This is a genomic window from Hoeflea sp. CAU 1731, from assembly GCF_039888615.1.
Classification (GTDB): Bacteria; Pseudomonadota; Alphaproteobacteria; order Rhizobiales; family Rhizobiaceae; genus Flavimaribacter.
In genome coordinates, this window is record NZ_JBDQQS010000009.1 from 27837 (window position 1) to 49440 (window position 21604).

General features: G+C 60.2%; 21 protein-coding genes. 10 read left to right on the plus strand and 11 right to left on the minus strand.

The window, feature by feature from the left end:
* Positions 1–176: 176 nt before the first annotated feature.
* The 10 genes from AAFN47_RS15350 to ggt form a co-directional block, all read right to left on the minus strand.
* Positions 177–1046, minus strand: a complete 870-nt coding sequence (locus AAFN47_RS15350; protein ID WP_499810128.1) for a metal-dependent phosphohydrolase — start codon at positions 1044–1046, stop codon at positions 177–179.
* Between the two features lie 519 nt (positions 1047–1565).
* On the minus strand, positions 1566–1718 hold the full coding sequence (locus AAFN47_RS15355; RefSeq protein WP_499810129.1) for a hypothetical protein: 153 nt from the start codon (positions 1716–1718) through the stop codon (positions 1566–1568).
* Between the two features lie 168 nt (positions 1719–1886).
* Positions 1887–2978, minus strand: a complete 1092-nt coding sequence (locus AAFN47_RS15360) for an S-methyl thiohydantoin desulfurase family protein (RefSeq protein ID WP_499810130.1) — start codon at positions 2976–2978, stop codon at positions 1887–1889.
* Positions 2979–3010: 32 nt separating this feature from the next.
* Complete coding sequence (locus AAFN47_RS15365) at positions 3011–3625, minus strand: pyridoxamine 5'-phosphate oxidase family protein (protein ID WP_499810131.1); 615 nt, start codon at positions 3623–3625, stop codon at positions 3011–3013.
* On the minus strand, positions 3622–4509 hold the full coding sequence (locus tag AAFN47_RS15370) for an ATP-binding cassette domain-containing protein (protein WP_499810132.1): 888 nt from the start codon (positions 4507–4509) through the stop codon (positions 3622–3624). The genes AAFN47_RS15365 and AAFN47_RS15370 overlap by 4 nt, the downstream gene beginning before the upstream one ends.
* Complete coding sequence (locus tag AAFN47_RS15375; RefSeq protein WP_499810133.1) at positions 4506–5351, minus strand: ABC transporter ATP-binding protein; 846 nt, start codon at positions 5349–5351, stop codon at positions 4506–4508. The genes AAFN47_RS15370 and AAFN47_RS15375 overlap by 4 nt, the downstream gene beginning before the upstream one ends.
* Positions 5348–6232, minus strand: a complete 885-nt coding sequence (locus tag AAFN47_RS15380; RefSeq protein ID WP_499810134.1) for an ABC transporter permease — start codon at positions 6230–6232, stop codon at positions 5348–5350. The genes AAFN47_RS15375 and AAFN47_RS15380 overlap by 4 nt, the downstream gene beginning before the upstream one ends.
* On the minus strand, positions 6232–7254 hold the full coding sequence (locus tag AAFN47_RS15385; RefSeq protein ID WP_499810135.1) for an ABC transporter permease: 1023 nt from the start codon (positions 7252–7254) through the stop codon (positions 6232–6234). Before AAFN47_RS15385 ends, AAFN47_RS15380 begins: the two co-directional genes overlap by 1 nt.
* Positions 7255–7359: 105 nt before the next feature.
* A complete protein-coding gene (locus AAFN47_RS15390) occupies positions 7360–8916 on the minus strand; it encodes an ABC transporter substrate-binding protein (protein WP_499810136.1) in 1557 nt (518 codons plus the stop codon).
* Between the two features lie 72 nt (positions 8917–8988).
* Positions 8989–10698 (minus strand): gamma-glutamyltransferase, encoded by a 1710-nt coding sequence (gene ggt / locus AAFN47_RS15395; RefSeq protein WP_499810137.1) that lies wholly within the window; start codon positions 10696–10698, stop codon positions 8989–8991.
* 204 nt (positions 10699–10902) lie between these two features.
* On the opposite strand from ggt, the gene AAFN47_RS15400 reads away from it, so the two are divergent.
* The 4 genes from AAFN47_RS15400 (at position 10903) to AAFN47_RS15415 (ending at position 14821) form a co-directional block, all read left to right on the plus strand.
* On the plus strand, positions 10903–12000 hold the full coding sequence (locus AAFN47_RS15400) for a C4-dicarboxylate TRAP transporter substrate-binding protein (protein WP_499810138.1): 1098 nt from the start codon (positions 10903–10905) through the stop codon (positions 11998–12000).
* Positions 12001–12042: 42 nt separating this feature from the next.
* Positions 12043–12573 (plus strand): TRAP transporter small permease, encoded by a 531-nt coding sequence (locus AAFN47_RS15405; RefSeq protein WP_499810139.1) that lies wholly within the window; start codon positions 12043–12045, stop codon positions 12571–12573.
* A gap of 12 nt (positions 12574–12585) precedes the next feature.
* Complete coding sequence (locus AAFN47_RS15410) at positions 12586–13878, plus strand: TRAP transporter large permease (RefSeq protein WP_499810140.1); 1293 nt, start codon at positions 12586–12588, stop codon at positions 13876–13878.
* Between the two features lie 151 nt (positions 13879–14029).
* A complete protein-coding gene (locus AAFN47_RS15415; protein WP_499810141.1) occupies positions 14030–14821 on the plus strand; it encodes an IclR family transcriptional regulator domain-containing protein in 792 nt (263 codons plus the stop codon).
* Positions 14822–14825: 4 nt separating this feature from the next.
* On the opposite strand, the gene ppk2 is transcribed toward AAFN47_RS15415, so the two are convergent.
* On the minus strand, positions 14826–15716 hold the full coding sequence (gene ppk2 / locus AAFN47_RS15420) for a polyphosphate kinase 2 (RefSeq protein ID WP_499810325.1): 891 nt from the start codon (positions 15714–15716) through the stop codon (positions 14826–14828).
* A gap of 420 nt (positions 15717–16136) precedes the next feature.
* Between ppk2 and cofG the strand changes: the two genes are divergently transcribed.
* The 6 genes from cofG to npdG are packed head-to-tail and all read left to right on the plus strand — an operon-like array spanning position 16137 to position 21579.
* Positions 16137–17288, plus strand: coding sequence for a 7,8-didemethyl-8-hydroxy-5-deazariboflavin synthase CofG (gene cofG / locus AAFN47_RS15425; protein WP_499810142.1), 1152 nt, complete (start codon positions 16137–16139; stop codon positions 17286–17288).
* Positions 17285–18553 carry a 5-amino-6-(D-ribitylamino)uracil--L-tyrosine 4-hydroxyphenyl transferase CofH gene (gene cofH / locus AAFN47_RS15430; protein WP_499810143.1) on the plus strand — a complete coding sequence of 423 codons (1269 nt, stop codon included), beginning with the start codon at positions 17285–17287 and terminating at the stop codon, positions 18551–18553. Before cofG ends, cofH begins: the two co-directional genes overlap by 4 nt.
* Positions 18553–19518: a 2-phospho-L-lactate transferase gene (gene cofD / locus AAFN47_RS15435; protein WP_499810144.1), complete on the plus strand. Its 966-nt coding sequence runs from the start codon at positions 18553–18555 to the stop codon at positions 19516–19518. Before cofH ends, cofD begins: the two co-directional genes overlap by 1 nt.
* A complete protein-coding gene (cofC, locus tag AAFN47_RS15440) occupies positions 19515–20144 on the plus strand; it encodes a 2-phospho-L-lactate guanylyltransferase (RefSeq protein ID WP_499810145.1) in 630 nt (209 codons plus the stop codon). Before cofD ends, cofC begins: the two co-directional genes overlap by 4 nt.
* On the plus strand, positions 20141–20914 hold the full coding sequence (gene cofE, locus AAFN47_RS15445) for a coenzyme F420-0:L-glutamate ligase (protein WP_499810146.1): 774 nt from the start codon (positions 20141–20143) through the stop codon (positions 20912–20914). The genes cofC and cofE overlap by 4 nt, the downstream gene beginning before the upstream one ends.
* On the plus strand, positions 20911–21579 hold the full coding sequence (npdG, locus tag AAFN47_RS15450; protein WP_499810147.1) for an NADPH-dependent F420 reductase: 669 nt from the start codon (positions 20911–20913) through the stop codon (positions 21577–21579). The genes cofE and npdG overlap by 4 nt, the downstream gene beginning before the upstream one ends.
* The last annotated feature ends 25 nt before the right edge of the window (positions 21580–21604 follow it).

Genomic DNA, 21604 nt, shown 5'->3' on the forward strand with positions numbered 1-21604 from the left:
GCGCAAACAAAACATCGGGCCGCAGAGAGCCGATCTATCTCAGACATGCAAGATGGATATTGATCTACTACGAGTCGCTTGCCGTTTTCTGTCTTTCAGAACGGCAGATGTTTCCGATTGCAATAGCCCGACAGCTTCTTGCCGAGACGAAAGCCCGGCGGCATGGAGGATAAGAACTACTCGGCTTCACCTTCCGCCGGGCCGGGAAACGGACCCATGCAGCCAGTCTTGTTTTCCGACTGGATGACGTGATTGTAGAGCTGCGCGACCCATTGCTTGCCTTCTAGCGTCTGCTCCAGATAGTTCAGCGCCGGGCCGATATAGGGCTGTACCTTGGACCAGAAGAATTGCGGATAGCGCTCGACCATGTCCATGGGCGAGGTATATTCCAGCATGTCGGTGACCCCGAGTTCGGTGAACTCGTAGTAGAGAGCGTTGATCTTGCGGTGATAATAGGGGTCGGCCATCTGGCCGATCAGATCGGCGGCCCGCACCAGCGCCGGTTCCGTATCGGTTTTGAGATAGTCGGGATCGTCAGGCACGGGAAATCGCGTACATTCTATGGCGCGCGCGATGCGTTCGTGGTCGATCAGCTCGACATTTGCAAAGCGCTCCCGGACGAAGATCTTGCCGCGATCGACATGAAACGGCGCCAGGCTGGCGTCGGAAGCGCCGCGCTGGGGCATGATCGTATCGCCCTTTTCGTTGATCACCACGGTGCACGGGCCATCGCCCTCGCAGATCCCGCGGGTGTAGCCGATATCGTGCATCAGCAAGGCGAGTATGTAGTGGGCCCAGTCTTCAGGCTCCAGGGACGCCGTCAGCAGGCGGCCTTCTATGATCTGCTGGCCAACCAGCGTGACCATGATCGTGTGCTCTGTATTGTGGTAGAGCGCGTCGGAATTGTTGAGGCGCTCAAGCGCCAGACGGGCCACGTTTCCGATGATTGGGCCAAACGCCGGCTTCCGTCCCGAAAAAAAACGCAGATACGTATCGGTCAGATGGTCGGCGAAAGTGGATGCGACGACTGTAGATGGATTGTACATGCCCGGATTCAGTCACTCCGTTTGCCCGATGCCGGAGACTAGTGTTGCGGATCTGACATTTGTTGGTAGTTGTGTGTTCTCATCATCAAATATCAAATCCAGGTGGCACACCAGAAATTTTACCTGGCTCGTGTTCTTGTCGGCGCCAAAGCCCGTTCGTTGTCAGCCACAGGGGATACAAACCTCGGCGAAGGAACACTAGCGCCAATCAGCGCGGATGGTAAAGTCCCGGAATGACGACACGCTGCAAGAGGTCGACAAACCTTCCTGCCTCTCAAGCCGAGCCGCCCATTGAATCGTCTTGTCGAACATGGCGTTGAAACGCGAAAGCTCCATCCATTTTCGATGTCGCGCACGGCCTTTGTTTCCGGCCCTCCGGCGTAGAGAAGCGCCCTCAAGGTTGTCGCAGGCGCTCCGAATTCCGCAACCCGAGTTTGCGGCATGGCGTCTCCTCCTCGTCCGAAAGCGGGCTTTGCCGATGCTTTCGGTCAATCACAGGTAGGATTTCTATCGAAGAAATCAACCTCTTGCGAGACGCCTGTCAGGACCGGGAACGCCGTCGCCGCCATCCTCCCGGCCGAAACCGTACGTGTCAGCGAAGCCTCGGGAAATCGCCGGAACGGAAGTATAGCCACAGCGTTCGGCGATCTCGGCCATGTCCAGCCCGTCCATACGCAAAAACTCGCCTGCCTTCACCATGCGTCAACGGGTGAGATAGGCGAATGGCGTCAGGCCCACGGTTTGCGCAGATCGGGCGGCAATGGCGCTGAGCGTGAACGTCTGGCGATCTCCGGACCCGCCCGGAAGCACAGTCTGGCCGAAAGACGCAGATGCCTCCGTTTATGCTGCAAGCGGACTATAGGTCAGATCGGGGTAGCCGAAGGCTTGTGGTCCAACCACTTGCAGCGCCCTTGACGACTTCATCAAAGGGTGCGCCGGCATTCCGATGACTGCGACGCGCTGGCCGTAGCGCAGCATCTCCGTTGTGATGGGTTCGCCGCTGTCGATCTCCAGGTTCATGATCAGATCCGGCACCATTATGGCCGGCTCGCCGTCGATCCACAGAACGAGATTCTCGTTCTGGATGGCGATGCGCGCCTCCGATCCCGACCACTGGTCGAATCCTGAGAGTAGCGCGTGTCCGCGGGCGAAACCGCCCGTCAGCTCGCGCCGGACATCAGTGATCTTGCCCGTGAAGAATATCTTGCCGCCGGTCAGATCGATTATGCGTTCAATGACATTGAGGCGCCTCTCCCTCGCGTCGAGAACAGTCTCGCCAATCCTGAGGGCAAGCGTAACCGTATCGGGCACCGCCGTCTTTCGCACGACCGCCATCGACAGCGGAGCTCCGGCGGCGCCCGCTCCACCGCCCATATCGACGGCCACCGACCGCGCGAAGCGTTCCAGCCAATAGGCGTCGACCAGTTCCCTGAAAAGGACGACATTGCCTTTGTCGTCGGCAAGGGCTGTCAGGGAAGCCGCCGGACCATAGATCGAGAAGGTCGTCATCTGCACTTCGGGAAACGCGCGCCCCATTCCGTCGCCGTCGATTACCGGCAGTCCTGCCTGGGCTGCGGTGATGATGGGCGCCATGGCGTTGGCGCCGCCGATTTCGGCTGCAATCAGCGCCGACATTCCGACGCCCGCCGCCTCCTCTATGGCGCGTAGCGCGCGGAAACATTCCCGGCCCTCCGATATCTTCTCGACGCCCACCACAGGCGCGCCGATGCCGCCGACCCGGCCGACCCAGGCTTCGTCGGGGAGTTCGTCCAGCGGCGTGATGCGGACCTTGGCGCCATTTCTGATCATCTCACGGGCGCGCAACATGCCGATATAGGGGTTGCCGCCGCCGCCGGTTCCCAGCAGGGCTGCGCCGATTGACAGCGGAAGCAGATCAGATTCTTTGAGGAGATATCCCTTGTCAGTCGACATTGACCGCGCCTCTTTCTTGGCTGTCACAAACTTCACCACATTGATTTCCGATAACCTTCGGCCAGATTCTCATCCAGTTCCTCTCCGCTCTGGGCCAGAGCGAGTTGATCGCTCATGATCTGGCCGAGCGTCGGCATTTCCGACCGGTCGGGCCATGTGTCGGGCTGCCACAGCTGTGAACGCATGAAGGCCTTGGCGCAGTGCATGTAGACTGCCTTGATCTCGACCACGAGGACCGACAGCGCCGGACGTCCCTCAACAGCAAACGCATGCCGCAGATCGTCATCGACCGTGAGCCGCCCCGTCCCGTTGACGCGCAGCGTCTCGTTCATTCCCGGGATGAGGAAAATCAGGCCAACGGCCGGGTTGTTGATAACGTTCTCCCAGGTGTCGAGACGGTTGTTGCCGGGTCGGTCCGGTATGGCGATGGTCGTGTCGTCCAGCACTTTCACGAAACCCGGCTTGTCGCCCCTCGGGGTCGTATCGGCATTGCCCTCGGCGTCTTGCGTGCCCATTACAAGAAAAGGGCTTCTTGAAAGGAAACCTTTTGCATGCGGGTCGAGCTTTTTCAGCTCCTTGAGCACTGCCCTGCCTTTTGCCTCGCGATAAACCGATCTCAATTCTTCCCGGGTCTCGACAAAATTCATTTTTCCATCCTTTCCACGCCTGTTTTGCTTCCAGCGAGCAAACTGCCCGAGGTCAGGATATCCCCGTCGACTATCGGCAAGGCCGGGCGCATTGCTTCCTCTTCGGCGGATACGACCGGGACGGAGGCAAGCAGCAGCTTTGTATAATCGTGTTGTGGATTCTCGAAGACTTCAGCGGTTTCGCCCGTTTCCACGATCTTGCCAAGGTAAAGCACACCGACAGACTGTGCGAAATTACGCATCAGGCTCAAATCGTGGGAAATAAAAAGGAATGTGAGGTCGAGACGGCGACCGAGATCGACGAGCAGGTCGACAACCCGCGCCTGCACCGATACGTCGAGAGCGGACGTCGGCTCGTCCAGCACCAGCAATTTCGGAGGAATCGCCAGCGCGCGTGCAATCGCGACACGCTGCTTTTGCCCTCCTGACAGTTCGTGCGGATAGCGCTCGGCGAACTCCGCCGGCAGCTGCACCATTTCAAGAAGTTCGTCGATTCTCCGCGCCCGGTCGCGGCGCGGATGACCGTGTGCATCCAGCGGCACCGCAATGGACTGTCCAATGGTGCGGCGGGCGTTCAACGAAGATCCGGGGTTCTGAAATACCATCTGGACCTTGCCGCGCCTTGCGCGGCCGCTGCCGGTGTCGGTGATGTTCAGGCCATCGAGAAATATCTTTCCGGCGGTGGGGCGGGTCAGCCCCATGATCATGCGGGCGATGGTCGATTTACCCGAACCGCTTTCTCCGGCCAGACCGTAGACTCTGCCCTTTTCGATATCGAAAGACACATTGTCGACCGCAGTCACTTCGCCCGAAATGCGGCCGAAAGCACTGCGAACAGGAAAGGTCTTGGTCAGATTTTCGATCCGGAGCATGGAGCCGCTCATCGCGCCGCCTCCCGCGTCCCAAACGACATGCCGCCGGTCATTCGTGGCACTGCCGCTATCAATCGCCCCGTATATTCCTCCTTCGGCGCGGCGAATATTTCGTCGGTCCGACCGTGCTCGACCACCTTGCCGTTGTGCATCACATAAACATAGTTCGAGGTTTCGCGCACGACGCCGAGATTGTGGGTGATCATCAGCAGCGCCAAGTCCTGCTCTTCTACAAGTTTGTTCAAGAGCCTCAATATCTGCGCCTGGGTCGTCACATCGAGCGCGGTCCCCGGCTCGTCGGCGATCAGCAATTTCGGTTCGCTCAGCAGCGCCATCGCGATCAGCACCCTCTGGCACATCCCGCCCGACAGCATCACCGGATAGGATCGGGCGACGCGTTCCGGCTCCCGCATACGAACCTGTCCCAGAACTTCGAGCACACGATCCATGCGCTGGGTGCGCGTGCGGTGGCGACCAAGGCGCCGATCTGCGTATTTCAGTATCGTTCGCATCTGGTCGCCGATTGAAAACACCGGATTGAGCGAACGCACAGGATCCTGGAAGACCATGGCCATCGCGGTGCCTCGCAGCGCCAGCCGTTCCTTCTTCGACATCGTCAGGAGATCGCGACCGTCATACAGGATACGGCCTGCGGTGATGGTCGCCGGCGGTTGGCGCAGGATTCCCATGATCGCCTTGGTGGTCACCGTCTTGCCCGAGCCGGTTTCGCCGACAAGCGCTGCCTGCGACCGGGCGGCGACATCCAGCGACACATTTTTCAGCACGCTGAGCGGACGGCCATAGGTGGTGAAATCGACGCACAGATCACGGACGCTGAGTAAAGCTTCGCTCATCGGACCTCCTCTACATCAAAGAGATCGCGCAGTCCGTCGCCAAGCAGGATGAATCCGAGGGCGACGAAAAGGATGGCGCAACCCGGCAGCACGGATTCCCACCAGTAATCCGGCAGGAAGTCGGATCCGGAGGCGACCATGGTCCCGAGATCGGGCGTCGGCGGCTGTATGCCAAGGCCCAGGAACGACAAGGACGCGCCGACGATGATAACAAAGCCGCAATCCAGAGAGGTCTTGACGGCAAGCGCCGAAACGCAGTTGGGAAGGATCTCGCGAAACAGAATGTGCATCTTGCCGGCGCCGAGCGTCTCGGCCGCCTCAACGAACTCCTGACTGCGCAATTGCCGTGTGATCGCGTAGATAAGCCGCGCGTGCCATGTCCACCAGAGGCCGGCAATGGCGAGCATGGCGTTGATGAGATCGGGAGACAGGACAGCCGCCACGGCGAGCGCCATCACCAGCGCCGGAATGGCGAGAGCGATATCGGTTATGCGCATGATGATGATGTCCACCCAGCCGCCGAAATAGCCGGCGACCAGACCGAGGATCGTTCCGACAGGAACCGCGATGCCAAGCACTACCACCGCCAGAAGCAGCGATATGCGCATGCCGAAAATCGTGCGTGAGAAAATATCGCGTCCGACATTGTCTGTGCCGAACCAGTAATCCGCGGACGGCGGAAGGTGACGGGAACGAAAATCCACCACTGCTCCCACATGATCCGGATAAGGCGTAATGAACGGCGCGAAGGTTGCTGCAAGAATGCACAAAATCACGATGCCGGCGCCGATCAGCGCTGTCGGATTGCGCGTGAAGCGGTACCAGTTCTGATCGGCGTTGGAGAGCCGGCGCGGTTGGGAAACGGTTGTCGCGTCCGTCATCAGCGCGCTCCCCTGACACGAACGCGCGGATCGACCACGCCAACCATGACATCGATCGCCAGATTGACCGCAACGAAGAAGACGCCCGAAACCATGACCACGCCCATGACGGCGTTGAGATCCTTCTGCATGATGGCGCGGACGCCGTAGGCGGCCATGCCCGGCCAGGAGAAGACCAGCTCCACGACGAAGGCGGAGCCGATGAGAGACGCGAAGGCGAGACCCAGGATGGTCATCGGAGGAACGAAGCTCGGCCGCAGCATGTACTTGAAGATCTGCACCCGTTCCGGAACACCGAAAGCGCGGCTCGCTTCAATATAGTCCTGGCTGGAAACGTCGATCATCGACGATCGCGTTGTCAAGGCGATCTGCCCGAGCGTGGTCGAGGACAGGGCAAGCGACGGCAGCAACAAATGCCTTACCGCCTGCACGAAAACGTCAGGACGTCCGAGAAGCAGGGAATCAATCGTCAACAGGCCGGTAATACTCGCCGTAAAGTCCATTCCGTGCGGCAGCCGGCCTGTGGTCGGCAAAACATGCAGGACATAGCCTGCAAGGATCTGAAGCAGCAATGCGAGAAAGAAAGCCGGCGCCACGGCGGAAAACAGCGCCACCAGCCGCACCACGTTGTCCGGCCATCGGTCCTTCCAGTAGGCGGCCGCCACGCCCATCGGCATGCCGAACAGGAAGGCGAGCGTAATCGTGAAGAGCACCAGTTCGAAGGTGGCGGCGAAGGTGTCTCGAATATCGTGGTTGACCGGCCGTTCCGTCAGCAGCGAATAGCCGAGATCGCCGCGCGCCAGTCCGGCGACGAAAAGGCCGTACTGTTCCACCATCGGCTTGTTCAGCCCCAGCTTGTCCTGCAGCGCCTGGACCTGTTCCTGGCTGGCCCGTGGACCGAGCGCAAGCCGCGCCGGATCGCCGGGCACCCAGCGGGCAATCGTGAATATCACCATCGACAGGCCGACAAGCACCAGCAGCGACCAGAGAATTCGCCGGATCAGGAAGAACAGGAATTCCAAAAAACGGGCTCCTTCGGCAGCACCGGCTGAGGGCGACGGGCAATGGCGTCAATTCGGACAAGCCACCAGTGCCCGTCACACTATCATGTCAGCGGACGGACTGCCTTATTCGCAGTTCCAGCTCCAGCGCGTAAAGTCGTACGGCACCGACTGCATGGGCACGTACTTGTAACCCGTCAGGCACTTGTCGATGGCGAGCTGCGCATCGAGGGTCAGCAGGAATACGTCCGGCTGCATCTCGACCAGCTTGTGCTGCAGCGACCTGTAGATCTCCGCCTGCTTGTCGGCGTCCGCGGTGCCGCGCGCCTCGTCGATCATGGCGTCGACTTCCGGGTCCAACAGCCATTCCATCGAGGCCCAGGTGCCGGCCGAATCCGAGTGATACTGCGAAAAGAATATCGAATCCGGGGACGGATAAACCGGGCCGAAGAAGATCTGGTTTACAGCCGGCGTCGTCTCCTCTTTCGTCGCAATCTCGGTGATCCGGTTCCACGGATCGGCCTGCTGCGTGACCTTGAAGCCGAGTTGCTCGAGGTTGGACTGCATCAGCAGGCTGATCTCCTCCTCGAACTTCGTGCCGGCGACATAGCCAAGCGTGATCGGAATTTCCTGTCCGGCGTACTTCGACTTTTCGATTTCGGCCTTGGCGGCTTCCATGTCGAAAGCCGGCGCCGGAATGTCGTCCGCATGGAAATCCGCAAAGGCGGACGGCAACGGTGTGGACAGCAATCCGCCCGGATAGATCACGTCGCGAATGGTGTCGTAGTCGGTCGCCAGAGCGATCGCCCTGCGAATGTGGATGTCGTCGGTCGGCGCGATCTTGGTGTTGAGCTTGAGAAGAAACACCGTCGCTGTGCTGAACTTGTCGATATAGAAGCGGTCCATTGCTTCCAGGGCCTTGTAGGTGTCGGGCGCCTGGAACGCTCCGCTCATCGTGAGTTCGCCGGATGCGGCGAGCGACCGCACGGTCGCTTCGTCGTTGACGACGATCCATCGCACCTCTTCTATGGGCTTGTCGTTGAAGCCCGCAAAGTAATCCTTGTTGCGTTCGATGGTCAGGCCGGTGCCACGGTCATAATCCTTGACCAGATAGGCGCCCGAGCCCGCGACATTGGTCGAAAGCCATGTCTGGCCGTCGTCGTCGCCTTCATTCTCCTTTACGACATCGGCGTTGAGGATGAAAATCGAGGGGACCGTCGCCAGGAACGGTGAGAAGGTCTTGGACAGGGTGAACTTGACGGTCTTCGGGTCCACGGCCGTCACAGCCCCTTCTTCCAGAACATCCTTGAAGAGGTTCGCCGGACCCTGATTGATGCGCTGCAACCTTTCGACGGAGTAGACGACGTCGCTTGCTTCAACCGGGGATCCGTCGGTGAAGACCGCATCGTCACGGATTTTGAACACGACTTCCTTCGCGTCGTCCGAGACCTGCCAGCTTTCAGCGAGTTCCGGCGCCAGGGCGCCGCCCTCAACCACCGTCAGCAACGCGTCGTAGAGGTTGACGACCGCGGCGTAGTCGTTCTGGTCGGACATTTTTGCGGGATCGAGCGTGCGGAAAATCTGTCCCGTGCTCACAGTAATCATGTTATCCGCCATGGATGGCGTCGCGCCCAGTAAAACTGCCGTTAACGCAGTCGCCGCGATAAAGCTCTTCCTGCTCATTGCATGTTCTCCTTGTTCATTTTCCAGTTCCCCGTTTCAGCCCGAAATCCATGGTCCCGGGTCCGCCGAACTTTATGCTTCCTTGCGCGTCTTCGTAGGATCAGGCCAGAAAGTGACGCCCGCGCGCGCCAGCCCCCCTCCGATCGCCATCGGCGTGCCGTCCGCCCGCCAGCAGGCGGCGCCCTCCATGTGGTCGCCACCGAAACCGATCGCCGCCATCCCGCCGCCAACATGAGCAGCGCCCCGCACTGTGTGTCCGAGTTTTGCAAGCGCCTCGTGAACATCAGGCGGAAATCCGAATTCGACTTCCGCTTCCTGGCCCTGGGTGAAAACCCGTGGCGCCTCCACGGCTTCCTGCAGGCTCATGCCATGGTCGATGATATTCATGATTGCCTGGAACACGCAGGCGGGAATGCGGTTCGCGCCCGGCAGACCAAGGGCGAAAGCCAGATCGCCCTCCTTCATGCCGATGAATGCAGATATGCCGCTGGTGATCCGCTTGCCGGGCTCCAGTGACAAAGCGTTGCCCGGATGCGGATCGAACAGATACATGTAGTTGTTCGGAATGATCCCCGTTCCGGGGAAGACCAGGCGCGCTCCGAACAGACTGTTGATCGTCTGGGTGGAGGTGACAACGTTACCTTCACCATCAGCGACAGTAACATGGGTGGTATTGTCAGACTCGTTCAGCAAGATCTGTGCTTCGTAGTCGGTAGCGTGATCCATGCTGATTTCCGCGCGACGCTGATCTGCGTAGGCCTTTGATATAAGCTTGGCGACCGGCACGTTGACAAAGGCGGGATCAGCCGTCGCCGCGCGTCTGTCGGAGGCCGCGATCTTCAGCGTTTCAAGAACCAGATGCAACGTTTCGGGTGTTCCAAAGCCGCTGCCGACGATATCATAGCGCTCCATCAGGTTCAGCATCTGGATGACATGAACGCCGCCGGAACAGGGTGGCGGCGGGCCAATCAGATCATAGCCGCGATAGCTTCCGTGAACCGGCGCGCGCCATTCCGTCTTGTATCCGGCGAGATCGTCTGCGGAGATGAAACCACCCGTCTCTTGCATGTAGTTTGCAATTTGCTGACCGAGATCTCCTTCATACAGCAGTGCGGGTCCTTCATCGGCGATCCGTTGCAGGTTTCTGGCATAGTCGCTCTGCACCAGTTTTTCGCCCGCGGAAAGCGGCCTCCCGTCAGGAAGGAAAATGGCCGCGATGGCGGGGTCGCGCGCCATGTCCGTAACATGTTCCTCAATGCAGCTCGCAAGATAGGGCGTGACGACAAATCCGTGCTCTGCGAGCCGAATTGCGGGTTCGATCACGTCCCTCAGGCTCATTGTTCCGAACTCGTCGAGCATCTCGCACCAGGCGCGCAAATTGCCGGGTACGGCGACTGAACGGATACCGACCCGGTTTTCACGGTTCTCCGTCTCCATGTAGTCCGGCCAATTGTCAGATATCGGCGTATAGGTGTCCGGTGCGCACTGCAAAGGCGCCGTACACAGGCCGTCAATGACCGCTTCGCGACCGTCCACTGTGCGGACAACCGAGCATCCGCCTCCGAAAATGCCCACCATCATGGGTTCGACGACGGTCAATGCGAACAGGGCCGCGACAGTCGCATCGGCGGCGTTGCCTCCCCGCGCCATGATCTCGACAGCGGCGGCGGAAGCAAGAGGATGGTTGGTGACCGCCACACCCCGGGAGCCGGAAACCGGAGTCTTTTCACAGGTGACTTCAAGTGCGCGGGAGATTTGCGTAGAAACGTGTTGGCTCGACATATTGGACGCTTTCACTCATTGGTTCATATATTGAACCATCTGTATTGAAATCAATCATAGCGACCAGTCCCTGAATATTGTCAAGTCTCCTAAGGTCATTTTCGACGATAGCTGTTGACAAATTTCGATTTTGTACAATGATCACATCTCAAATTAAACCTAATGGTTCACACAATGAACCATATAACAGAGAGGATCCTGAACATGAAAAATATTTTGATGGCCTTGGCGGCGCTTGCGGCAATGGCGGCGCCCGCGGTTGCAGAAACGAATCTGACCTACGGCAGCACGCTTCCGGCGCCGCATGTGGTACATCGCGCCGGGCTTGCCCCGTTTTTCGAGCGCATTGAAGCCGGCACAGACGGAGAACTGGTGTTCGAACTCATACCAGGCGGCGCCATGGGCAGCGTCAAGGAAACAATTCAGATGCTCAGCGACAACGTTACAGACGCCGGTCTGCTGCTCGATATATACGCGCGTCAGGAATTGCCGATCACATCCATGTTCTCGGACATGATCACTCTGCCGGACGACTTCATCGTCTTTGCAGCCGCCGCAAACGAAATGCAGTTGGTGGCTTGCGCCGAATGCCAGGAAGAACGGGCGGAAACAGGCGTGACCGCCCTCGCATATTATGGTCCGGACCCGTACCGCCTGATGTGTCGCGGTGCCACGGACTCCTATGCCGCCCTGTCGAACAAGAAAACGCGCGCGACTGGAAGGCTTGGCGTGCTGATGCAGGAGTTCGGCGCCACCACGGTGACCATTCCGAGCTCCGAAGTGTATGAATCGCTGCAGCGCGGCCAGGCGGATTGCACCGTCGCATCCACGGCCTGGCTTGACAGCTACAGCCTGAGCGACGTCGTCGAAACGGTGATTGACCTGCCGATGGGCAGCTATTTTAACGCCGGACTGCTGCTGATGAACGCCAAAGTCTGGAACGGTCTTCCGGATGGCTTGAAGATGGCGATCAAGGACAATCTTGCAGAACTGGTGGTCGATACGCTGTTTGCCTATCGTGACGAAGGCGAAGCAGCCATGGAGAAGGCACGCGAAGCAGGCGTGAAGATCGTTGCGCCGGATCCGGCCTTCGTCGAGGCGATAGCCGCATTCCGCAAGGGTGAAATCGAATTCACGATAGAGGCGGCCGAAAAGGCCGGCGTGCCGGGCGCGCCGGACCGCATCAAAACCTATATGGCGCTTGTCGAGAAGTGGCGCGGAATCATGGAAGAGGTCGGCGATGACCGTCAGGCCTTCGTCGACGCCCTGAACCGCGAAGTCTTTTCCAAGGCGCCGCTTTGAGTTCAGACAAGGCTCCCTGAAGCGGCTTCCCGAGGACAGTTCATGCAAAGCGTACGAATTTGGCTGGAACGGATCAACGGCGTCATCGTGTCGTTGGCCGTTCTGGCGGCCGCGATGATGATGGCGCAGGTCACGCTCGATGTCCTGTGTAAGTACCTGTTCAACTTTCCGATACCGCTGACCCTCGAAGCGGTTTCTAGCCTCTATATGGTTTCGCTGATATTCCTGCCGCTCGGGCTGGTGACACGAGATCGGGGCCACATCGGCGTTGATCTTTTTACCAGAAACCTGCCGCGCCGCACGCGCGCCGGTCTCGACTCGTTCGCAAGCTTGCTTGGGGCCGCCTATTCGGCGCTGCTCCTTTACTTCACGACCAACGAAGCCTTGCATCAGACGCGTATCGGGGAAACCTGGGAGACTGCGTTCGGCTATGTCGAAATCTGGCCAGCGCGATGGCTCGTGCCGCTGGGTTGCATTCTCATGCTGGCGTGGTTCGTCATCCTTATGGTCGACGACGCCGTTTCCGCCGTGGGACGAAATGCAAAAATTCAGGCGTCCAATCCTTGTAAGTGAACGGTTGCGACCATGATCACATCTCTCAGCATTCTGACGCTTTTGCTGCTCCTGGCCATACGGGTGCCGATAGGCATCGCGCTGGCGCTCGTCTCGATCGGCGGCATGATCGCGTTGCGCGGAACCCGCGCGGCCTTTGGCGTTCTCGGATCCCTGCCTTTTGATTTTGCGGCGTCATGGTCACTGTCCGCAGTGCCCATGTTCCTGCTCATGGGCGCGTTGGCGTCGCATACGGGCCTCACGCGCTCGCTCTATCAGGCTGCGCGAATCTGGTTCAATCCGCTGCCCGGCGGGCTGGCCGTCGCATCGAATTTCGCATCGGCCGGCTTCGCCGCCGCCTCCGGGTCCAGCCTGGCGACGGCCGCAGCCATGGGACGGCTGGCGATCCCGGAAATGCTGTCCTTCGGATACAATAAGGGCCTTGCCACCGGCACCATCGCCGCCGCCGGCACGCTGGGCGCTTTCATCCCGCCGTCCATCGCGTTCGTTCTGTACGGCTGGTACACCCAGCAACCGGTGGGCACATTGCTCGTCGCCGGCATCATTCCCGGCTTGCTGACGGCGGCCGGTTATTCCTTCATGATCATCCTGCGCTGCTCGATCAATCCCGAAATCGCCCCGAAAGCCAAAATCGACGCAACGATGCGGGAAAAACTTCTGACCCTGCGCGGCATATGGCCGATGCCTCTCCTTATCCTCTGCGTCATCGGCGGCATTTTCTCGGGAATGACGACGGCAACGGAAGCCGGCGCCTTCGGCGCAAGCTTCGCCCTGCTGATTGCGCTTTTCATGGGGAGGCTGACAAAAAAGGCGGTTCTCGACAGCTTCATGGAGGCTTTGCGCACCACGGCCTCGATTTTCTTCATCGCCATCGGCGCCATCCTGTTCACGCGATTTCTCGCAATGGCGGGCTTGCCACGCGTGATGGGGGACATCGTCACTTCATGGGATCTTGGCGTCATCGGCGTCATTCTGCTGATGGTGGCCGTTTATCTCATCCTCGGAATGTTCCTCGATCCGCTCGGCATCATCCTGCTGACTCTTCCTGTCTTTCTCCCGATGTTCCAGGAACTCGGGCTGAACTTGATCTGGATCGGGGTGCTTGTGGTCAAGATGATCGAGGTCGGACTATTGACGCCCCCCGTCGGGATGAACGCCTTCGTCGTGAAAAACATTGTCGGCGATCAGGTGGAGCTAAACGAGATATTCGCCGGATTGTCGTGGTTTCTGCTGTGCGAGGTCGTGATCGTTGCGCTGTTGATCGCGTTTCCATGGTTATCGCTGTGGCTGCCTGGCATGATGTAACAAAGAGCCGTGTAATTCGCCGAAGACAGACGTCTCTTACGCACGGACGCAGTGTGCATCTCACTGGAACCGATTTGCGCATTTGTTTGGCCCGCGCTATTGCCGGATATATTTCGACCAATAGGCGCACAACACTGCAAGAGAGTTACAGGTGATCAAGAACAACAAGCAACGAACGCCGGTCTACAAGGCGGTTTCCGCCTCGCTCAAGGTTTTGGAAGTACTGGAAGCGCTCAATGATATCGGGCCCGCAGGGTTGACAGCATTGTACAAGCGCGCCGAGCTTCCGAAAGCTACCACGCTTCGGATGCTGGAGACTCTCTGCTCGGCTGGCTTCGCCACATACGATCCGCTTGAAAAGACCTATGCGGTCGGCCTGCATGCACTGGCCCTGAGCCGCGGCTACAACCCTGCCGATGAAATAATCGCCATAGCGAAACCGGTGGTCACCGAGTTACGTATGGATCTGGGTTGGCCCTCGGATATCGTCATCTGCCAGAATGACCGTCTTGTGATTGCCGATACGAACACCCAGGAGGCCCAGTTCTCAATTGTCCGCAATCGTGGATCGGGTTCGCAGCTTCCCTTCACCATTTCTGCAACAGGTCGCGCCTGGCTTGCATTCTGTCCGGACGAGACACGCGAACGCATCCTCAAGTTCGAGAATCCGCATCCGCAGGAATCTCGGGATCTGCTCGCCAATCCTGCACGGATGCGCGCCATCATCGATGAAACCCGCCGTAGGGGTTATGGGGTGCAGTCCGGAGAGTTCTTCGACACTGAAGCGGGCGCCGGCGTGCCGGTTATCGTCAATGGGGTCTTGCGCTGCTGCATCAATATCGTCACCGCCCGCAACGCCGTATCGGTCGAGCAGATCGAGAGGCAATATGTTCCGAAAATCCTGAAAGCGGCCGAGACGATCGCGACGGCCGCCGGCAAGTAAAGCCCTAATATTTCTCAGGAACGTATAGTTCCCCCGGCAAGACCTGTCGTTCATAGTCCGGATTGAACACGCGTTCGGGTAACGCCACTTCCTCGTGCTGCACCTCTGTATAGGGAATCTGGTTCAGGAAATGGTCGATGCAGTTCAGCCGCGCGCGCTTCTTGTCGTTGCCTTGCACGATGTACCAGGGCGCTTCGGGTATGTTGGTGCGCGCGAACATTTCTTCCTTGGCCTTGGTATAGGCTTCCCAGCGCACCCGTGACTGAAGGTCCATCGGGCTCAGCTTCCACTGTTTCAGCGGATCGTGAATGCGCAGCAGGAATCGCATCTGCTGTTCCTCGTCGGTGATCGAGAACCAGTATTTGATCAGCGTGACGCCTGAGGAGACGACCATCCGCTCGAACTGCGGCACATCGGACAGGAACTGTTCCACCTGTTCGTCGGTGGCGAAGCCCATCACCCGCTCGACGCCGGCGCGATTGTACCAGGACCGGTCGAACAGCACGATTTCACCGGCCGCCGGCAAATGCGGCACGTAGCGCTGGAAATACCATTGTGACTTTTCCCGGGCTGTCGGCGCCGGCAGCGCGATAACGCGGCAGATGCGCGGGTTCAGTCGCTGGGTGATGCGCTTGATGACGCCGCCCTTGCCGGCGGAGTCGCGCCCCTCGAAGACGACGACGATCTTGGCGCCGGAATAGGAGACCCAGTCCTGCAGCTTGATAAGTTCGGCCTGCAGCGAAAGCAGGCTGCGGAAATAGACCTGCCGGTCGATCATCTGCGGGTGATGGCGCCGGTAGATCCTGCGGATCTCCATCGACAGCGCGGGTTCGGACAATTCCAGCTCGTAGTCCTCGTCCAGCGTATCCGCGAGTTCGGCTTCCAGCCAGTCCATCGAATGTTCGTCCGTATCCTTGTCCGCCACGCCGGATCTCCTTTCCTTCAGCGCCCCGGTGCGCCGTTTGTCCCTGTCTTCAGAACGACTGTTCCTAAGTCCAGAACGTTCGCGTCACATATCGCACTCAATCGGAATAAACGCCAGATTTCGGGGCTTTTGTGATTTACAAATTTATAGTTCCTGTATGAGACTGCTGGCACGATGATGAATACCCGCAATCCCGCCAGTCCGGTCGCCGGCGCACACTTTGCGCCCCGGTCAGCCGCCACGATAATGCCAAAATCAGGTGACGCTTTTGTATCAGCCTCTTCATGACGCCACAGCGGCGCCGCGCGTCGGCGTTCGTTTGTTCGAATATCCCTCCTTGACTATATTTTATCATTTGGTAAAAATTTTTACCGAAGGAAAAGAGAGCACATGATGACGCCGGAAGCTGCACTGGCTCTGGACACTGTCACCGATGACCAACTGGCTGAATTGATGGCCAGCGCCACAGCCGTGCGCAGAGCGCATTGGGGCGACGTGATCACCTATTCGCGCAAGGTCTTCGTGCCGCTCACCAACATGTGTCGCGACACCTGCGGCTATTGCACCTTCGTCAAGCATCCGGATTCGCCGCTGGCCAACATCATGACGCCGGACGAGGTTTTGAAAGCCGCGCGCCGCGGTGAGGAAAAGGGCTGCAAGGAGCTTTTGTTCAGCCTCGGAGAAAAGCCGGAACGCCGCTACGAAAAGGCCAAAAAAGGCCTGCAGGCGCTCGGATACGAGACTATGTCGGACTATCTTGGGGCCATGTGCCGGCTGGTGATCGAGGAGACGGACCTGCTGCCGCACGTCAACGCCGGCACCCTGACGGAAGACGAGATCCGCCTGCTGCGCCCGGTCAGCGCCTCCATGGGCATGATGCTGGAAACCGTCAGCCGCCGGCTGACGCGCAAGGGCGAGGCGCATTACGCCTGTCCTGACAAGACGCCGCTGCAGCGGTTGCGCACGATCGAGCGCGCCGGCGCGCTGGGCGTGCCCTTCACAACCGGGCTCCTTATCGGCATCGGGGAGACCTGGGCCGAACGGGTGGAGAGCCTGGCCGCGATCGAGGCGGCGCACCGCCGTCACGGTCATATCCAGGAAGTGATCGTCCAGAATTTCCAGCGCAAGCCGGATATCGCCATGGCGGACCACCCCGAGCCGCCGCTCGAGGACATGCTGAAGACGCTGGCCGTCGCCCGGCTGATGCTGTCGCCGGACATCAGCCTGCAGGCGCCGCCCAATCTCAGTGAGCGCCACATTGAATATCTCGCCGCCGGCATCAATGACTGGGGCGGGATTTCGCCGGTCACCATTGATTTCATCAATCCGCAGCATGAGTGGCCGGAGATCGTCCAGCTTGCCCGATCCACCGCGCAAGCCGGATGCAGGCTGCAGGAACGGCTGACGGTCTATCCCGCCTATCTGGCGCAGGCCGGCCACTATCTCGATCCGCATATTGCGCGACGCGCCAACAGCATGGCCAGGCCGGACGGTCTAGCCCGTCGCCAGGTCGAAGATCTTCTCCCAGGAGCCGCCGAATGAACCATTTCGACCCGAACCCGCCGCGCCCATCGTCGCTTGCCGACCTCGTCGAGGTGACCGGATTGGGCAAGAATGTCCGCCGCATCCTGGAGGGCGTTCTCGAAGGCCGGGAGGCGAGCGAGACAGACGGCGTCGCGCTGTTTGCGGCGACCGGACGCGATATCGCCGCGATCGTTGCGGTCGCCGACCATCTGCGCGAGCGGGTCAATGGCGACCGGGTCAGCTTCGTCGTCAACCGCAACATCAATTTCACCAATGTCTGCTACATGGGGTGCCGTTTCTGCGGCTTCGCCAAGCGCAGCGAGGAGGAGGGCGCGGAATGGCTCACCCTCGACCAGATCGTCGGCCGCGCTTCCGAAGCCTGGTCGCGGGGCGCGACGGAGGTCTGCATCCAGGGCGGTTTGCATCCGAAGTTGGAAGGGACCTACTACCGCGACATCGTGCTCGCGCTGAAGGCCGAATTGCCGGACATGCATATCCACGCCTTCTCGCCCTTCGAGATCTGGTACGGCGCGTCCAAGCGGCGCATGTCCTATGAGGATTATATCGCGGATCTCATGGAATGCGGGCTCGGCACTATTCCCGGAACTGCGGCGGAAATCCTTGATACGGACATCCGCAAGCAGCTGACGAAGAATAAACTCAGCGCGGAGCGGTGGATCGAGATCATCCGCGCCGCCCATTCCGTCGGAATGAAGACCACGGCGACGATCATGTACGGCCACATCGACGGGCCCGAGACCTGGGCGGCGCATATCTGCCTGCTGCGCGACATCCAGAAGGACACTGGCGGCTTTACCGAACTCGTGCCGCTGAGTTTCGTACATACCGAATCGCCGCTTTTCACGCAGTCGCCCGACACGGTGCGCCCCGGCCCTACGGTCGACGAGGTGACGAAGATGCACGCGGTCTCGCGCATTCTTCTGCACGGCTGGATCGACAACATCCAGGTGTCGTGGACGAAGCTCGGTCCAAAAGAAGCCCATCGCATGCTTGCCTGCGGCGTCAACGATCTTGGCGGCACGTTGATGAACGAAAGCATTTCGCGTGCAGCCGGCGCAAAGAACGGGCAGGAGGTGACCGCGCACGAGATGGTGCAGATCATCCGCTCGGCCGGCCGCGTTCCGGTTCAGCGCAACACCCCTTATGACGTTCTGGACGTGTTCGACGATCACGACCCGGTCGTCATCGCGCCGCTTGTTGATCGCGCCGGCGCCAGCCCCGTCGATTTCCTGTCGATGTTTCCCGATGCGAGGCAGGCCTGATGGCGGATAAGCGCTGCAAGGTGGTGTTGCTTGCCGGCGGCGTCGGCGGCGCCAAGATGGCGGAGGGGCTGGACGGCCTCGACGATATCGATCTGGCGATCATCGGCAATGTCGCCGACGACGCGGAGTTCCACGGTCTGTGGGTCTCGCCCGACATCGACACCGTCACCTATACGCTCGCCGACCGGATCGACCGCAAACAGGGCTGGGGCGTTGCCGACGAGAGCCATCGCGCGCTGTCCGTGCTGGCCGAACTCGGCAAGGATGCCTGGATGACGCTGGGCGACCGGGATTTCGGTCTGCATATCTATCGCACGGAACGCATCCGCAAGGGCGACAGGCGCAGCGAAATCGCAGCCGATGTCGCGAAGGCCTTCGGCGTGAAGAGCCGGATCCTGCTGCCGACCGACGACATCGTCCAGACGCAGATCAAGACCGATGCCGGCTGGATATCTTTCCAGGAATATTTCGTGCGTGAAGCCTGCCAGCCGGAAGTGCAGGGCATCCGGTTCGAGGGCGCGGAAAAAGCACAGGCGACGCCGGAATCGCTGGCCGCCATCGGCGAAGCCGACCTGATCGTGATCGCGCCGAGCAACCCGCTGGTCAGCATCGAGCCGATCCTCTCGGTCAGTGGAATAAAGGAGGCCTTGCAGGCGGCGGCCGCTCCGAAGATTGCGGTCTCGCCGATCATCGCCGGCAAGGTCGTCAAGGGGCCGGCGGACAGGATGATGGCGTCGCTCGGTCTTGAAGCCACCGCCCTCGGGGTCGCACGGCGTTACGCCGGTCTCGCAGACGCAATCGTTGTCGACCGTCAGGATGCGGCGCTTGAGGCGTCGGTCGAGGCGCTGGACCTTCGCTGCATTCTCGACGACATCCTGATGAAAAGTCGGGAAGACAAATTGCGGCTCGCCCGTTTCGTGGTCGATTGCGCCGCCCTTCCCGCTTCGCGGAGGGCCTGCGCATGAGCCGTGACATGCTCTTCGTCATCCCCATGAAAGATCCGGAACGCGCCAAGTCGCGTTTGCAGCCGATCCTGTCGCAGCCGGTTCGCAAGAAGCTGGCGCTGGCGTTGTTTCGCCAGACCATTGATTTCATCCGCTCAAGCCACGGCGACGCGGATATTCTGGTGGTCACCGGATCCCGCGAGATCGCTGGCCTTGCCGCCGTCCTTGAGGTGGAGGTGCTGGCCGAGATGGACGTGACCCATCTGTCGGAGGCCGTCGAACAGGCGGCGCGCCATGCAGAAGATCAGGGCTATCGCTCGATCTGCGTTCTGCCCGCCGACCTCGCCAATCCGCAAAGTTATGATCTCGAACAGCTGTTGTCGGCTGCGCGCGATACGCCGTCCGTCATCCTGTGCCCGGCGCATGACGGCGGCACCAATGCGCTGGTCGCAACGCCGCCGCGCGCGATTCCGTTCCGCTACGGGTACCAGTCCTGCACATCGCACGAGCAGGAAGCCGTCCGCGCCGGCGTGTCCTGCACAGTGCTGCGGCTTGAAAGCCTGGCGCACGACATCGATGTCGCCAATGACCTCTATCTGCATCTGGCGCCCTCCATCAATCAGCTTCTGGACGCCGAGTTGCCATGATGTCGCCGGTCGAAATCCATGTGGTTCCGGGATTGCCGGAAATCCGGCCCGGCGATGATCTGGGCGCGATGATCGGCGACTGCCTGGAAGAAGCCGGTCTCGGGCTGCGTGACGGAGACGTGGTGACGTCGGCGCACAAGGTGGTTTCCAAGGCGGAAGGCCAGATCGTGCGGCTCGCCGATGTGGAGCCGTCGGCCGAAGCGCTCGCCTATGCCGAAAAGCTCGCCAAGGACGCCCGCAAGGTCGAGGTCGTGCTGCGCGAATCCGTGCGGGTGGTCAAGGCATTCAGGCATCCCGGCCAGAACGAGGGCACGATGATCTGCGAGCACCGGCTGGGTCTGATTTCGGCCAACGCCGCGGTCGATGAATCAAATACCGGCGAAGACGGAACCGTGATCCTGCTGCCGCGTGATCCGGACGCCAGCGCTGAGCGTATAAAACAGGCGCTGGAGCAACGCTTCGGCGTGTCAATCGGCGTCATGCTGACCGATACGTTCGGGCGCCCCTGGCGTCTCGGCCAGGTCAACATCGCGATCGGTCTCGCCGGGGTTCCTTCCGTGAAGAGCGAAAAGGGAAAGACGGACGCCTATGGCCGCCGCCTGATGGTCACCGAGCCGGCCTTCGCGGACGAAATAGCGGCTGCCTCAGGCCTCGTCGTTCGCAAGGCCGGAAACACGCCCGTGATCCTTTTCAGGGGTCTCGAATGGGAAAAAACACAAAGCCGGGCCGCCGAGATGCTGCGCCCTGCAGGAGAGGATATGTTCAGATGACAATTGCAATTATCGGCGGCACCGGCCCTCAGGGCCAGGGGCTTGCGCTTCGCTTCGCAAGGGCAGGGGTCGAGGTGGTGCTCGGTTCCAGAGACGGCGCGCGGGCGCAGTCGATCGCCGAAGAACTCGCCGCCAAACTGCCGGCCGGATCGGCCGCGATCACCGGCGCGGACAATGAAGGCGCGGCGCAGGCGGCGGACGAGTTCGTCATCCTGGCTGTGCCCTTCGCAGCACACAATGCGACGCTGGGCGCGCTCAAGCCGTACCTGGCGGGCAAGATCCTGGTCGACATCGTCGTGCCGCTGTCCCCCGACGACCCGAAGATCGTCGAGATGCCCCCCGAAGGGTCGGCGACGGAGGCGGCCCAGGCTCTGCTTGGCCCGGATATTGCGGTGATCGGCGCGCTGCACAACGTGTCGGCGACAACCCTCAACAATCTCGACTGGACCATCAACTGCGACATTCTCGTCTGCGGCAATAGCCTGGACGCACGCAAGAAAGTCATGGAACTGGTCGGCAAGCTGAGTGTGACGACCTACAACGCCGGCGGCGCCTCCGCCGCGCGATCCATTGAGGCGATCACGCCGATACTTATCCGGATAAATATCTCGAAAGCGGTGCCTTTTACCCATGCCGGGATAAAGATCTGGGCGCCGGATCACTGACGCAACCACCCTCAAGGAGGAATAC

Bases quoted from the DNA above. Each gene is read 5' to 3' on its own strand.
- AAFN47_RS15350 (WP_499810128.1), bottom strand. From the start codon at position 1,046: ATGTACAATCCATCTACAGTCGTCGCATCCACTTTCGCCGACCATCTG.
- AAFN47_RS15355 (WP_499810129.1), bottom strand. From the start codon at position 1,718: ATGGACGGGCTGGACATGGCCGAGATCGCCGAACGCTGTGGCTATACT.
- AAFN47_RS15360 (WP_499810130.1), bottom strand. From the start codon at position 2,978: ATGTCGACTGACAAGGGATATCTCCTCAAAGAATCTGATCTGCTTCCG.
- AAFN47_RS15365 (WP_499810131.1), bottom strand. From the start codon at position 3,625: ATGAATTTTGTCGAGACCCGGGAAGAATTGAGATCGGTTTATCGCGAG.
- AAFN47_RS15370 (WP_499810132.1), bottom strand. From the start codon at position 4,509: ATGAGCGGCTCCATGCTCCGGATCGAAAATCTGACCAAGACCTTTCCT.
- AAFN47_RS15375 (WP_499810133.1), bottom strand. From the start codon at position 5,351: ATGAGCGAAGCTTTACTCAGCGTCCGTGATCTGTGCGTCGATTTCACC.
- AAFN47_RS15380 (WP_499810134.1), bottom strand. From the start codon at position 6,232: ATGACGGACGCGACAACCGTTTCCCAACCGCGCCGGCTCTCCAACGCC.
- AAFN47_RS15390 (WP_499810136.1), bottom strand. From the start codon at position 8,916: ATGAGCAGGAAGAGCTTTATCGCGGCGACTGCGTTAACGGCAGTTTTA.
- ggt (WP_499810137.1), bottom strand. From the start codon at position 10,698: ATGTCGAGCCAACACGTTTCTACGCAAATCTCCCGCGCACTTGAAGTC.
- AAFN47_RS15400 (WP_499810138.1), top strand. From the start codon at position 10,903: ATGAAAAATATTTTGATGGCCTTGGCGGCGCTTGCGGCAATGGCGGCG.
- AAFN47_RS15405 (WP_499810139.1), top strand. From the start codon at position 12,043: ATGCAAAGCGTACGAATTTGGCTGGAACGGATCAACGGCGTCATCGTG.
- AAFN47_RS15410 (WP_499810140.1), top strand. From the start codon at position 12,586: ATGATCACATCTCTCAGCATTCTGACGCTTTTGCTGCTCCTGGCCATA.
- ppk2 (WP_499810325.1), bottom strand. From the start codon at position 15,716: ATGGACTGGCTGGAAGCCGAACTCGCGGATACGCTGGACGAGGACTAC.
- cofG (WP_499810142.1), top strand. From the start codon at position 16,137: ATGATGACGCCGGAAGCTGCACTGGCTCTGGACACTGTCACCGATGAC.
- cofH (WP_499810143.1), top strand. From the start codon at position 17,285: ATGAACCATTTCGACCCGAACCCGCCGCGCCCATCGTCGCTTGCCGAC.
- cofD (WP_499810144.1), top strand. From the start codon at position 18,553: ATGGCGGATAAGCGCTGCAAGGTGGTGTTGCTTGCCGGCGGCGTCGGC.
- cofC (WP_499810145.1), top strand. From the start codon at position 19,515: ATGAGCCGTGACATGCTCTTCGTCATCCCCATGAAAGATCCGGAACGC.
- cofE (WP_499810146.1), top strand. From the start codon at position 20,141: ATGATGTCGCCGGTCGAAATCCATGTGGTTCCGGGATTGCCGGAAATC.
- npdG (WP_499810147.1), top strand. From the start codon at position 20,911: ATGACAATTGCAATTATCGGCGGCACCGGCCCTCAGGGCCAGGGGCTT.